Origin of the sequence: Pseudomonas sp. GR 6-02, from assembly GCF_001655615.1 — a bacterium.
Classification (GTDB): domain Bacteria; phylum Pseudomonadota; class Gammaproteobacteria; order Pseudomonadales; family Pseudomonadaceae; genus Aquipseudomonas.
Genome location: NZ_CP011567.1, coordinates 1,637,953 through 1,650,495 on the forward strand (window position 1 = coordinate 1,637,953; position 12,543 = coordinate 1,650,495).

The following is a 12,543-nucleotide window of genomic DNA, read 5'->3' on the forward strand; positions in this document are numbered from 1 at the left end:
TCGGCAAACGAGGGCTTGATGATGAATCTTCGTATTCAGCGGCCGTTCACTGCGACGCCAAGGCGCCAGGGAGGAGCGGTGAGCGTACTGATGGTGATCGCCTTGGCGGCGATTTCCATGATAGCGGCGTTGGCTCTGGACGGCGGGCACATGATGTTGAACAAGACGCGCCTGCAAAACGCTGTGGATGCCGCTGCCCTGAGTGGCGCCAAAACCCTGCTTGAGGTGGCAGGTGCTGCCACCATGGCCAGCGCGACACGCACTGCTGCACTCAATACGCTGACGCAAAATGCCAATGCCACGGGCAACACCGAATTGGCAACGGCGGTCGCCGGCAACCCAGGCGCATTTGCGACGGTGGAACTCTCCAGCAGCGTCTATGGCCCGTTCTCCTATCCCGGGCCGGCAAATGCCAAGTACGTTCGGGTATCGGTGCCGAGCTATCGCCTGACCGGTTTTTTCTGGAGCTTCGTTCAGACGTTAGGCACTGCGGGCCTTGGGAACAAGGCCGTGGCGGCGATCGCCACCGCCGGCCCCAGCCCTACCAGCCCCTGTGATCTTGCCCCATTGATGGTCTGTGGCGACCCGACTAAATACAACCCGGCCGCCGGCGTGTTCTGGGGCTTCCAGTTTGGCGATTTGCAGGTGTTGAAGACGGCTGCCGGCAATTCATCTCCCATTGGCCCAGGCAACTTTCAGTTGCTCGACTTTGGCTCGGGCGGCAGTACCGTCAGGGATGACCTGGCCGGAGGTGGTACGGTTTGCCGCAACGTCGGGCAAAACGTCCAGACCGCCCCTGGCAACAAGGTCGGCCCTACCTCTCAGGGGTTGAATACGCGCTTCGGCATCTACAACGGCCCGGTCAGTGCCTCGGACTACCCGCCAGACCTGGTAACCACGTCCAGCACCCCCGCGATCACATACGACGATGCAACGGGACAAAAGATGTACAAGGGGCAAACCGTCACATCGAGCGGCGGCAATCTCACGGCGGGCGCCGACGCGATACTGGACTACAACGACTGGCGTGCGAGCACTGCCGCGTGTGTGGCCGGGACCGGCAGCGGCTGTCAGAGCGGTGGGGTGTTCGAGCGTCGGATGCTGAAAATCGTGGTGGGCGACTGCACCGGTAAACAGGGGGGTACAACCTCGGTGCCGGTCCTGGGTTTTGGTTGCTATTTCGTGGTACAGCCCATGAGCAACGGCGGCACGGAATCGCAGATATTCGGCCAGTTTGTGAAGGAGTGCGAAGGCGATAACGTAGCCGGCCCCTCGCCGTCCACCGATGTCGGCCCGCAGATCATTCAACTCTACAAAACCTATATTGGCAGCGGCACTGGCACTCCGAGCACAGACTCGTAGGAGGCGTCATGGGACTTCACTCATTCAAGCGACCACAGGCTCAGCGAGGCGTGGCATTGGTGGAATTCACCCTCGTCCTGCCGCTGTTGCTTCTGTTGTTACTGAGCCTCGGCGAATTCGGCCGCATGCTCTACCAGTACAACGTCCTGTTGCAGGCCAGCCGTGATGCCGACCGTTTTGTCGCCAGCCAGGCCTGGGACTCGACGCTCGGCGCTATCGCTCTGAGCAATACGCTGCTGACCCAGACGAAAAACGTCGCGGTCTATGGCGTGCCCAGCGCTACTGGCAGCGCTGTGGTGTCAGGGTTGACGACCGCGAACGTAGCGGTCGCCGCGGTAGGCACCGACCATGTGCGAGTCACCATCACCTATAGCTTCTGCCCGGTGATTGGCAGTGGCAATTGTGTCGGCACGTTTCCTGGTCTTATCGGTGGGCAGTTTGCGCTGGCCATTCCGTTGGTTGCCACCACTGTCATGAGGGTGCTGTGATGAATAAAAAACGCATGCACGGCACCTATGTCGTGGAGTTCGCCTTCATCGGCATGCTGGTGTTCATCCTGTTGTTCGGTGTGGTGGAAATGGGCCGCCTGTACTTCACGGTCAGTGCGCTGGATGAAGCCGCGCGGCGTGGTGCGCGGCTGGCAGCGGTGTGCAACATCAGCGATCCGGTGGTCTTGCGGCGGGCGATCTTCAACGCCTCGACCGACGCCGGCACGAGCCAGCTGATCACGAGCCTGGCCACCACCAACCTGACGCTGACCTATCTGGACGTCAACGGTGCAGTGGTGGCCAATCCCGGCGACCTGGTCAGCGCCACTGGTTTTCGTGCCATCCGCTATGTCCAGTTGAGTCTGCAAGGCTTCGTTTTCAATCTGTTTATTCCCGGGTTCGGCGTGCCCATTACCTTGCCTGCATTCAAGGCAACCTTGCCACGCGAAAGCCTCGGGCGTCATTCCGATTCCGGGGAGATCACACCATGCTGAATACCAAGGATACCCCGCTCTCCACTTCGACCGGCAAGGCTGGGCTGAGGTTGCTGATCAGCAGCCGTGATGCCACCTCGTTGCGCGATCTGCAGAGCGTCTGCCAGCGCATGCCCTGCCTGGAGGTGAGCACTCGCCTGGTGAGTAATGGGCATGTCGACCCGCTCTACGGCCTGGACCGCATGCCTGATCTGTTGCTGTTGCGCGTCAGCCATCTGTGGCGCGAAGAATTGGCGGCGCTGTTGCAGCGTCCGGCCCATGAGCGTCCGCCGATGTTGGTGTGCGGTCTGCTGACCGAGCAGGAAGGCATGCGCCTGGCGATGCAGGCCGGCGCCCGTGACGTGCTGCCGGAGCCTATCGCCGAGACCGAACTGGTTGCCGCCTTGAATCGCCTGGTCATGGAGGTTCGCACCGGCAGCGGGACAGAAGGGAAATTGATCGCCGTGATGAGCGCCAAGGGCGGCTCCGGCGGAACCTTGCTGGCCTGCAACCTGGCTCAACAGCTCAGCGTCAGGGGCGGCAGCACCCTATTGCTGGACATGGACCTGCAATTCGGCAGCGTGACGCATTACCTGGACGTGGCGCAGACGCACAGCCATCTCGAGGTGCTGCATCAGATCGATGGCATGGACAGCGTCGCGCTACGCGGTTTTTGCAGCCACTTCAGCCCGACCTTGCATGTGCTGGGTGGTCGGGCCGGTGAGCTGTGCCTGCCGCAGGATGCCCAACCCGAGCAACTTGACACCCTGTTGCAACTGGCCCGCGCCAGCTACGACTGGGTGGTGATCGACCTGCCGCGGCAAATCGACCACCTCACCGGCTCCGTGCTGGAACAGGTGGACCGGGTGTACGTAGTGGTGCAGCAGAGCGTCAGTCATCTGCGCGATGCCAGCTCCCTGGTGCGGATTCTTCGCGATGACCTGGGCGTGCGCGGCGATCAGTTGCAGATCGTGGTCAACCGCTATGACAAGGCCGCAGCGATAAGCCTCAAGGATATTGGCGAGGCACTGCGCTGCACCAATCTGTCGAAATTACCCAACGACTTCAACCTGGTCAGCCAGAGTCAGAACACTGGCGTGCCGTTGGGGCTGCATGCGCCGAGGGCCGCGATTACTACCGCCCTGCGCGACATGACCGAGGACCTGGTCGGTCAACAGGTGGCCGGGAACAAAGGCTTACTCAAACGCGCCTTCAACCGTTTTTTCGGGGGATGACCCATGATCAGCGACTTTCGTAACCGCTTGCGCAAACAGTCCGGTAAACCCGCAGCATCGTCAGCTGCTCAGGGCGACGACCTGCTGGATCCGGCAGAGGAAATAATGGCGTGGGAGCGTGCAACACCGGACGTTCTTTACGAAACCAGAAGCCAGGTCACCCCGGTGGAAGCCGAGTGGCGGGAAAAAATCTACCAGCAATTGCTCAAGGTCATGGACCTGTCCTTGCTGGACTCCCTTGAACAGGCCGAGGCCTCACGGCAGATCCGTGATATTTGCCAGCGCCTGCTCGACGAGCATTCGGCACCGGTGAGTACCACCAGCCGCCAGTTGATCATCAAGCAGATCACCGACGAGGTGCTCGGCCTGGGGCCCCTGGAACCGTTGCTGGCCGATCACAGCGTGTCCGACATTCTGGTCAACGGCTATGCCTCGGTCTATGTCGAACGCTTCGGCAAACTGCAACGGACCGATGTGCGTTTTCGCGATGATCACCATTTGCTGAATATCATCGACCGCATCGTGTCCAGCCTGGGTCGGCGTATCGACGAGTCCTCGCCATTGGTGGACGCCCGGCTCAAGGACGGTTCGCGGGTCAACGCGATTATCCCGCCGCTGGCCATCGACGGCCCGAGCATGTCGATTCGCCGTTTTGCGGTGGACCTGCTCAATACCGACAGCCTGATTCAGGTGGGGACATTGACCCCGGCCATTGCGCTGCTGCTCAAGGCGATTGTCCGCGGGCGCCTGAACGTGCTGATTTCCGGCGGTACCGGTAGCGGCAAAACCACCATGCTCAACGTGTTGTCCAGTTTCATCCCGCACAACGAGCGGATCGTCACCATCGAAGACTCGGCCGAACTGCAACTGCAGCAGCCCCACGTGGTGCGCCTGGAAACCCGGCCTTCGAACATCGAAGGGCGTGGCGAGGTGAGTCAGCGGGAGTTGGTGCGCAACAGTTTGCGGATGCGCCCGGACCGCATTGTGATCGGCGAAGTGCGCGGTGCCGAGGCGTTGGACATGCTGACGGCCATGAACACCGGCCATGACGGTTCATTGACCACGATCCACGCCAACACCGCGCGCGATGCGTTGGGGCGAGTCGAGAACATGGTGTCGATGAGCGGGGCGACCTTCCCGATCAAGGCCATGCGTCAGCAGATCGCGTCGGCCATCGATGTGGTGATCCAGCTGGAACGTCAGGAGGACGGCAAGCGCCGGCTGGTCAGCGTGCAAGAGATCAACGGCATGGAAGGCGAGATCATCACCATGACCGAAATTTTCTCCTTTGCGCGCCAGGGCATGGGTGAAAACGGTGAAGTGCTTGGCGATTATCGTCCCAGCGGCATGATTCCGGCCTTCCGCGATGTGCTGGCCAAGCGCGGCATCGAGTTGCCGCTGACGATGTTCAGGCCTGAATGGATGGAGGCACGGCAGCCATGAGCCATATTCCTGCTGAATTCATTGTGATGTTCCTGGGCATGGTGTTTATCGCCGTGTTCCTCTTGTCCCAGGGCGTGGTGGTGCCGGTGTTCGGCGAAGCGGGCAAGATGCGCAAGCGCATCCGCGGCCGTTTGCATGTACTGGAAAAAGCCAACAATTTGCCCAACATGCAGACGGTGTTGCGGCAGAAATACCTGACACGTTTGTCGCCACTGGAGGCCATGCTCGAGCAGTTGCCGTTCATGGCGAGCCTTACGCAGATGATCGAGCAGGGCGGCCATGAATACCGCGCTTATCGAGTGATCTTGCTCGGGCTGTTCCTGGGTGCGTGTGCGGGCATCTCGATCTGGATGGTCGTGACCGTCTGGTGGATGGCGTTGCTGGCAGGCTTCGGGGTGTTCTGGTTACCCCTGCTGAAAATTTCTCGTGACCGTAGCAAACGTTTCGCTGCGTTTGAGGAAGGCCTGCCGGATGCGCTGGATGCCATGTGCCGGGCCTTGCGTGCCGGGCACCCGTTCAACGAAACCCTGCGTCTGGTCGCCGAGGAGCACAAGGGGCCTGTCGCTCATGAGTTCGGCCTGACCTTTGCCGACATCAACTATGGCAACGATGTTCGCCGGGCCATGCTCGGCCTGCTGGAGCGCATGCCCAGCATGACGGTGATGATGCTGGTGACTTCGATCCTCATCCACCGCGAGACTGGCGGCAATCTGACGGAAGTGCTGGAGCGTCTGAGTCGGCTGATCCGCGGGCGTTTCCGCTTTCAGCGCAAGATCAAAACCCTGTCGGCGGAAGGGCGCATGTCGGCCTGGGTGCTGGTGGCGATTCCCTTTGTGCTGGCTATTGCGATCGTGCTCACAAGCCCCAGCTACATGCCTGTGCTGCTCAATGATCCCATAGGCCACAAGCTGATCATCGGGGCTTTCTGCGCCATGTTGATCGGGATTTTCTGGATACGAAAAATCATCCGGATTCAGGTTTAAGCGATATTCGCTACCGGGAGGTACAGGTCATGGACTTTTTACTCGGGTTGTTCAGTCGGTTCACGGGGAACGAGGAAGTAGCGCGCCTGTTGTTCCTTGGCGCGATCGGTTTGAGTACGGTGCTTGCGGTCGTCGCCTTGATGTTGCTGATGCTGGGTCTCCAGGACCCGGTACAGCGTCGTCTGGCGCTGATCAAGCGCGGTTATTTGGGCAATACGGCAGGGCAGGAAGCGCCGAGTAATCTGCAGCTGTTGCTGGAGCGGGTCGGCCAGCGCTTTGCCTCGGCTGAATCGGCCCAGGCGTCAGTTACCCAGACTCTGTTGACGCATGCGGGTTACCGCTCCTCTTCGGCGGTGCAGATGTACTGGGCGGTGCGCTTGATGTTACCGCTATTGATGGTCGGCCTTGCGTTGTTGCTGTTGCCGCTGATTCCCAAGGTTTCCCTGGCTGTGGGGCTGTTGTTGGTGGTCATGGTGGCCGGTATCGGATGGTTGCTGCCAGCGCTGTATGTCGCCAAACGTAAGCAGGCGCGTCAAAACCGGCTGCGTATCGCGTTTCCAGATGCGCTGGATCTGATGGTGGTCTGCGTGGAGTCAGGCCTGTCACTGCCTACGACCATTGAACGGGTGGCTGAAGAGATGTCGGTCAGTCATGTTGAACTGGCTGAAGAGCTGGCCCTGGTCAATGCGCAGATCCGCGCGGGCATCACCAGTACCGAGGCGCTCAAACAACTGGCCATACGCACCGGTCTGGAGGACGTGCAAGGGTTGGTCAGCCTGTTGGCGCAGAGTATTCGCTTTGGTACCAGCGTGGCCGACACCCTGCGCATCTATGCCGATGAATTCCGTGATCGGCGTACGCAGGCCGCCGAAGAGGCGGGGGCGAAAATCGGCACCAAGCTGATATTTCCACTGATTTTCTGCCTGTGGCCGAGCTTCTTTCTGGTCGCCATCGGCCCGGCCATGATTGGCGTAATGAAAGCATTCGGAAATATGTAAGAGGATCGGGTGGGGGGCTGTCGAATCAGATGGCCTTGCCACCCGAACCTGATCTGTACTTCCCCTCCCAAGATCTACACCGCTCGCTCCTACGGGCAATGTTGTTCACTTAAGCCGTAATGCGATCTGTAGCAGCTGGCGAAGCCTGCGTTCGGCTGCGAAGCAGTCGTAAAATCAGCCATTGCGGTGCGTCAGGTACATCACGGCAGCCGGACTCACGACTGCTGCGCAGCCGAACGCAGCCTTCGGCAGCTGCTACAAAGAATGCGTCGCGGCTGAAACTGTTTAAGTGAACAGCATTGCGCTCCAGGGGGACTCGGTCAGAACTGAACAATGTGTAGATGCCAATACTTTCCAGCAGACGTGATTAAGCCTGGCGTTTTAGCCAGGCTACTCTGGACGATGCCAGAGGTTGATCATCCATTGACGTCCCTCAGTTGCTGCTGGAGGTCATTTTCCCCCCAGCCTTCTGCTCAAAGAACATCGGGATCGGGTAGGTGAAGCTGTTCAGCCAGCGCTGGAAGGACAGGTCACGCTCAGTGACCGATGCAGTTTGTCGAAAAGGGGAGGCAACCACACCACGAATCTGTAGCTGCATCCACTGTTCGGTGCCCTTTTGCGGCGCCGAGGAGGGACCTGGCTCAATAGCCCAGGCACTGGTGGACAGGCAAGCCATGCACACAATCAACAGCCCTTTGGTATTCATCTCGACTCCTCGTACGTTCTACTTGATCGCAGCATTGGCTGAGGCATCGACTACGGCCTCAGTCTTGCGATTCCCCTCGGAAGCCACCGCTTTTTTGGCAGAGGCCTTGAGTTTTTCCGCTCGGGTTTGAGCCTCTGCAACTTGCTGGGGACTCAAGCTGGCGCGGTTCGCGAGTTCGGCAGCCGCCTTCCAGTTATCCTGATAGATCAGCAGCGTCACCATGTTGAGTGCCGCCAGTGAATCCGCCTGCTTGAGCTCCATGGCCGTCATGAACTCGAAGCGTGCTTCAGGGATCCGTCGCTGATTGAGGTAGACGACCCCCAGGTCATTGCGCATCTTGTCGTCGGTGGGGGACATCTTCACCGCGCGTTCGAGGTGAGTGGTAGCGCCGGCGTTATCATTTTTGGCCGCGGCCAACTGGCCCAGGCCATGTTCCCCTTCAGCGGCCAGACAGGTGCCGAGCAGGCTTTGATACAACGGCTCCGCATCTTTACGCCCCATCAAGCGCAGCACCCGGGCCTTGCGCAGACGAACCTGGACCAGGTCATCGGGCAAACCTTCCAGGTTCGCCAGGCTGGCATACAAACGGCCTTCGTTGGCCATGTTGTCGGCCAGGTTCAGGGCCAACTCTTGCTCCGAAGCGGGTTTGGCACAACTGCCCGGTCGCGAAACAATACCGTTGGTGGCACAACCTGCGAGCATCAATGTCGCCGTTATTGCAATGACTGCTTTCATCGAGTGTCCTCTGGCTACAACACGTTGAACGCCTGGCCAATGGCAATACAGCTGGCCCGCCAAGCGCTCAAGGTCACCGTTAAGAGTGAGGGCGAAAGCCCGGTTCAGCGTCTGGCTCCGGTTCATTGCGAGAGCCCGGTCTTACTGTCGAAATCACCATTTTCTAGGAAGAACATGCGGTAGAAGTTCGGGTCGTAATTGCGCAGCTGCTCGCCAGGCAACGACGGCAGTTGTGCATTGGCCGCCAGGGGCTGGACCAGATGCGGGGTGACGATCATCAGCAGTTCGCGCTCCTCACGGTTGACGGAGTTGTCGCGGAAGAACGCGCCCAGAATCGGGATATCGCCCAGCCCCGGGAATTTGTTCACCTGGGAATTGTTGCGAGTGCTGATCAGGCCGCTGATGACGAAGCTTTCGCCGTCGGCCAGGGAGATGCTGGTGTCGGTACGGCGTATGGTCAGCGCCGGAACTATGGTGCCGGCGATGCTGACGGCGTTGGTGAAGTCCAGTTCACTGACTTCCGGCGCCACCTTCAGGGCGATACGGTTTTTCTCGATGATGGTTGGCGTCAGAGTCAGGCGGATACCGAACTCCTTGTACTCGATGGAGATGTTATCGCTGCCCGAACTGGGCACCGGAATCGGTACTTCACCGCCGGCCAGGAAGCTCGCACTCTGCCCGCTGAGCGCCACCAGGCTTGGCCGCGCCAGGGTATAGGCGAAACCGCTGCCTTCCAGCGCGTTGATCGCTACCAGGGTATTACCGGTAGCAAAGTTGAGGTTGAACATGCCGTTGTCCACCGGCACCGACGGTGTGACGACGCCGCCAATGGTAGGCAAGGTTCTCGGCGAGCCGAACAGGAAGTTGCCGCGGGTGCCGAAAATAGACGCTGAGGCTTCCTTGAGTTTGGTCCGGCTGACTTCAACGAAGCGAATATCGGTCTGTACCTGGCTCGGCAGCAGCGGGTCTTCGTAAGGTCCGGTCGACGCGCTGGTCAGCGCCGAGGTGGCCCGGCCCTTGACGAACACCATGCTATGGCGCGGCTCTTTCGAACAGCCGGTCCAGACCATCAGGCTGGTGGTGCCCGGTGTCAGACCAGTGAGCAGGAAGGCGTTGGGGTTGTTGCCGCTGGGTTGCACATCGGCAATTTTCGGGTCACCCACGGCCAGTTGCGTCACCGGAACCGGAGTGCGCAGTTCACTCTGAAGCCCCTGACCGACCTCGAACGTTGTCGGCATACTGTCCATCTGCGAACAATTGGCCGCCGCGGCCTGAGCCGCGTCCACGCTGAGGCCCATCCAGAACAGGCCATGGATAATTCGCTTGAAAGCGGGCACGGTACGATAGCTCATTAAGTGCATCCTCGCTGAATAGGCCATCTACAAGGCAAACCAAGTTGCCTTGGATCACTACAAGGGGCCTGAGTCGACCCTCAACCTCGCCAGAGCACTTACCACTAACGATTAATGCCCCCGGCAATATTCCTTGGTGCTACACGCAAGCAGGTGCAATACGCTGATCCGAATGAACAGCGAGCGACCTTCTAAAACGGCTTTTAGTGATCCAGATACCTGGGCTGCCGACCCGAGCGACAGGCTCAGGCTCGACAACCATCGCGGTTATAGGCGGCACTTCCCGCCAACCTGACTCCCCTAAAAAGCAACCGGCAATCACAGCTCTGCGCCGGTAAACGCCTGTCAGGATCATAGTGAGGTAACTCCTTTTGCCAATTCGCTATCTGATCTCTGAACCTAACGTCAAAATTCAAACCGTTATGACTTCTTCTTGTTTGAAGGTAGTTCAAACAAAGCAAAGCGCCACGATTTAAAACAAAACTTTCAGGGCAGAGTGTGGAGATAGCCATGTTGCTGGCGTTGGAGCGGCAAAAAAATGCGGTTCGGCGAGGCAACTAAGGCGGCAGGGCTTACATGGACAGAATCAGGCGCCCGGCGAACAGAATGAGGATCACCCCCATGGTTCGTTCGAACCAGTGCCCCATGCGCATGAACAGCAGTCGCACCCGGGCGCTGGAAAAGAACAGGGCCACGATCACGAACCACAAGGCGTTCACGAAACACATCCACAACCCGTACAGCGCCTGTATCTGCAACGGTGTCGAGGCACTGATGATGGTGGTGAAGATCGCCAGAAAGAACAGCGTAGCCTTGGGGTTGGTGGCGTTAGTCAGAAACCCCGTGCTGAAGGCCTTGAACAGGGTCTGCTGCTCAGTTGACGCTGCCGCGCCGTTGTCGCCTTCAGTCGCCACTTTGGGTTTGCTGCGCAACAGGCTCACACCGAGGTACAAAATGTAGGCCCCCCCGATCACCTTGGCCGCCGTCAATAGCCAAGGCGTGGTGTGCATCAATGCGCCGACGCCGAGCAAGGTGTACAGCACATGCACGGAAATGCCCGCGCCGATGCCCAGCGCAGTGCAGATGCCCACTAAACGCCCGAAACGCACGCTTTGGCGGATGGTCACGGCGAAGTCCGGCCCGGGAGCTACCACGGCCAGAAAATGGATGGTTGCCAGCGCCAGAAACTCGCCCAGGTAATTCGAAAACATCTCAACTCCAGAAAGTCAGGGGGGAAGCATTGCCGCGGTAGCCGACAAAGAAAGAAAGGCTCAATCGCGGATCGTCCACACCCGGCGTCACCGAGTGCATGCGGCGTGAATTGAACATGATGAAATCACCCGGCTCAGGGCGAATCTCCAGGGTCGGAGGGCCGAGCAAGGCCGGATCGATGCCGTAACTGTCGCCACGCATCTCGTCGAACTGGTCCGGGGAAATGTCGTGGTCCCACATCTGCAAAGCGCCGCCCTCGGTCGGCATGTTCAGGTAAACATTGCAGGCGAACTGCGCTTCCAGGCTTCTGGCCTGGAAGCTGTCCGGGGCGTCCTTGGCGAAAATGTCGTGATGGGCAAGGAAGCACACGCCGGGTTTGACCACGCGCGATAGCCCGACATACATCTTGCGGCCATAGAGATTTTCCAGATGCGCCCCCGCCGGCCAGGACTCATCGAGCATGCAGCGCAGGGTGTCGACAGGCGAGGAGTAGGGCGCACAACGGCTGCGCAACTCGGCAATGTTGCTGGTGGCGCGCTCGAAATAGTCTTCGATCAGCAGTGGCTGGTTTTCCGCTTCGTAAAACGCCATGCCGATACGACCGATGCTCGGTGCGTTGATGTAGCCTTCAAAGCCGGGGGCGAGGATCTTGTCGCCGATCTGGATCGCCAGTGGCCGAGGCAACAAGCCTCTGACGCGGATGGCGAGGACTTCTTCGTTGGCCAGTTTTTGTATGCACGTCTCATCGAGACGCTCGACGTCAAGCATCATGTCTTAGGTCCATCTATCAGATAGTCAACAGAGCCCGCGAACGCAGGCTCCTCCGGCGTCAGGCGATGACGGGGTCGACATCGCCCAAAAGCTCAATCCACGTGGTAGTGGACTGACAGCGTTCCCTTTTTCTGCGAAAGGGAAGCGATCGTGACCTTGCCCAAATCCTTCAGGCTACGTACATGGGTGCCGCCGCAGCCGTAGGCGGGCAGCTCACCGAAACCGATTTCACGGGCGCCTTCGCGCAACGACGTCAAGCGTGGCAGATCATGGGCGATCCATTGCTTGATGCCGTGCTGAATCGTCTGGGCATCAACCTCCTGCGCGCCATCGCCCGGTTTGAATTGCACACGTCCTTCATCCGGCCAGTGATGAGCCTTGATCGGCATCCAGCCCATGGCCTGGACGAAGTGACCGATCAGGTGCCCCGCCGAATGCATGCGCGTATTGAACTGGCGGCGTTGCTCGTCGACCCGAATCTGGATCATGCCGAGTTTTACCGGGTGGTCGACGAAATGGATGATCCGCTCCGTTTCCTGCACCACGCGCAGCACCTGGCTTTCGCCGATCCAGCCGGTATCACAGGGTTGCCCGCCGCCCTGAGGGTGAAACAGAGTGGCGCGCAGCACCACGGCGAACTCGTTCTCATAGGGCGTGCAATCCAGGACTTCCACGTTGGCCCTGAGGTCATCACTATGGAAAAAGAGGCGAAGCGTCATATTCCATGCCCTTATTAAAGTTTCTATTTTTATTATATGAACCGTGGAATTGCGTGATAATCCGTT

Annotated in this window: 13 protein-coding genes; 7 read left to right on the forward strand and 6 right to left on the reverse strand. The window is 59.4% G+C overall.

What is annotated here, in order from left to right:
• Positions 1 to 18 precede the first annotated feature (18 nt).
• The 7 genes from PGR6_RS07125 to PGR6_RS07155 are packed head-to-tail and all read left to right on the forward strand — an operon-like array spanning position 19 to position 6,982.
• Entirely contained in the window at positions 19 to 1,362 is a 1,344-nt protein-coding gene (locus PGR6_RS07125) for a TadE/TadG family type IV pilus assembly protein (RefSeq protein ID WP_064616551.1), read from the forward strand.
• A gap of 8 nt (positions 1,363 to 1,370) precedes the next feature.
• Positions 1,371 to 1,850, forward strand: coding sequence for a TadE/TadG family type IV pilus assembly protein (locus tag PGR6_RS07130; protein WP_064616553.1), 480 nt, complete (start codon positions 1,371 to 1,373; stop codon positions 1,848 to 1,850).
• Positions 1,850 to 2,344: a TadE family protein gene (locus tag PGR6_RS07135; protein WP_018926254.1), complete on the forward strand. Its 495-nt coding sequence runs from the start codon at positions 1,850 to 1,852 to the stop codon at positions 2,342 to 2,344. Before PGR6_RS07130 ends, PGR6_RS07135 begins: the two co-directional genes overlap by 1 nt.
• Entirely contained in the window at positions 2,338 to 3,558 is a 1,221-nt protein-coding gene (locus PGR6_RS07140; protein ID WP_064616555.1) for an AAA family ATPase, read from the forward strand. Before PGR6_RS07135 ends, PGR6_RS07140 begins: the two co-directional genes overlap by 7 nt.
• 3 nt (positions 3,559 to 3,561) lie before the next feature.
• Positions 3,562 to 5,001 carry a CpaF family protein gene (locus tag PGR6_RS07145; protein WP_018926252.1) on the forward strand — a complete coding sequence of 480 codons (1,440 nt, stop codon included), beginning with the start codon at positions 3,562 to 3,564 and terminating at the stop codon, positions 4,999 to 5,001.
• A complete protein-coding gene (locus PGR6_RS07150) occupies positions 4,998 to 5,984 on the forward strand; it encodes a type II secretion system F family protein (protein ID WP_064616557.1) in 987 nt (328 codons plus the stop codon). Before PGR6_RS07145 ends, PGR6_RS07150 begins: the two co-directional genes overlap by 4 nt.
• Before the next feature lie 29 nt (positions 5,985 to 6,013).
• Positions 6,014 to 6,982, forward strand: coding sequence for a type II secretion system F family protein (locus PGR6_RS07155; protein ID WP_064616559.1), 969 nt, complete (start codon positions 6,014 to 6,016; stop codon positions 6,980 to 6,982).
• Positions 6,983 to 7,415: 433 nt separating this feature from the next.
• On the opposite strand, the gene PGR6_RS07160 is transcribed toward PGR6_RS07155, so the two are convergent.
• From PGR6_RS07160 to PGR6_RS07185, 6 genes are all read right to left on the reverse strand, one after another.
• The gene (locus PGR6_RS07160) at positions 7,416 to 7,688 is read right to left on the reverse strand and encodes a DUF3613 domain-containing protein (protein ID WP_018926249.1); all 273 of its coding nucleotides are present in this window, start codon (positions 7,686 to 7,688) and stop codon (positions 7,416 to 7,418) included.
• Positions 7,689 to 7,706: 18 nt separating this feature from the next.
• On the reverse strand, positions 7,707 to 8,423 hold the full coding sequence (locus PGR6_RS07165) for a tetratricopeptide repeat protein (protein WP_026286433.1): 717 nt from the start codon (positions 8,421 to 8,423) through the stop codon (positions 7,707 to 7,709).
• A gap of 122 nt (positions 8,424 to 8,545) precedes the next feature.
• Positions 8,546 to 9,775 (reverse strand): type II and III secretion system protein family protein, encoded by a 1,230-nt coding sequence (locus tag PGR6_RS07170; protein WP_064616561.1) that lies wholly within the window; start codon positions 9,773 to 9,775, stop codon positions 8,546 to 8,548.
• 572 nt (positions 9,776 to 10,347) lie between these two features.
• Positions 10,348 to 10,986 carry a LysE family translocator gene (locus PGR6_RS07175; protein ID WP_064616563.1) on the reverse strand — a complete coding sequence of 213 codons (639 nt, stop codon included), beginning with the start codon at positions 10,984 to 10,986 and terminating at the stop codon, positions 10,348 to 10,350.
• A 1-nt stretch (position 10,987) separates the two neighbouring features.
• Positions 10,988 to 11,758, reverse strand: a complete 771-nt coding sequence (locus PGR6_RS07180) for a 2OG-Fe(II) oxygenase (RefSeq protein WP_019581187.1) — start codon at positions 11,756 to 11,758, stop codon at positions 10,988 to 10,990.
• A 92-nt stretch (positions 11,759 to 11,850) separates the two neighbouring features.
• Positions 11,851 to 12,477, reverse strand: coding sequence for a hypothetical protein (locus PGR6_RS07185; RefSeq protein ID WP_018926244.1), 627 nt, complete (start codon positions 12,475 to 12,477; stop codon positions 11,851 to 11,853).
• Positions 12,478 to 12,543 lie beyond the last annotated feature (66 nt).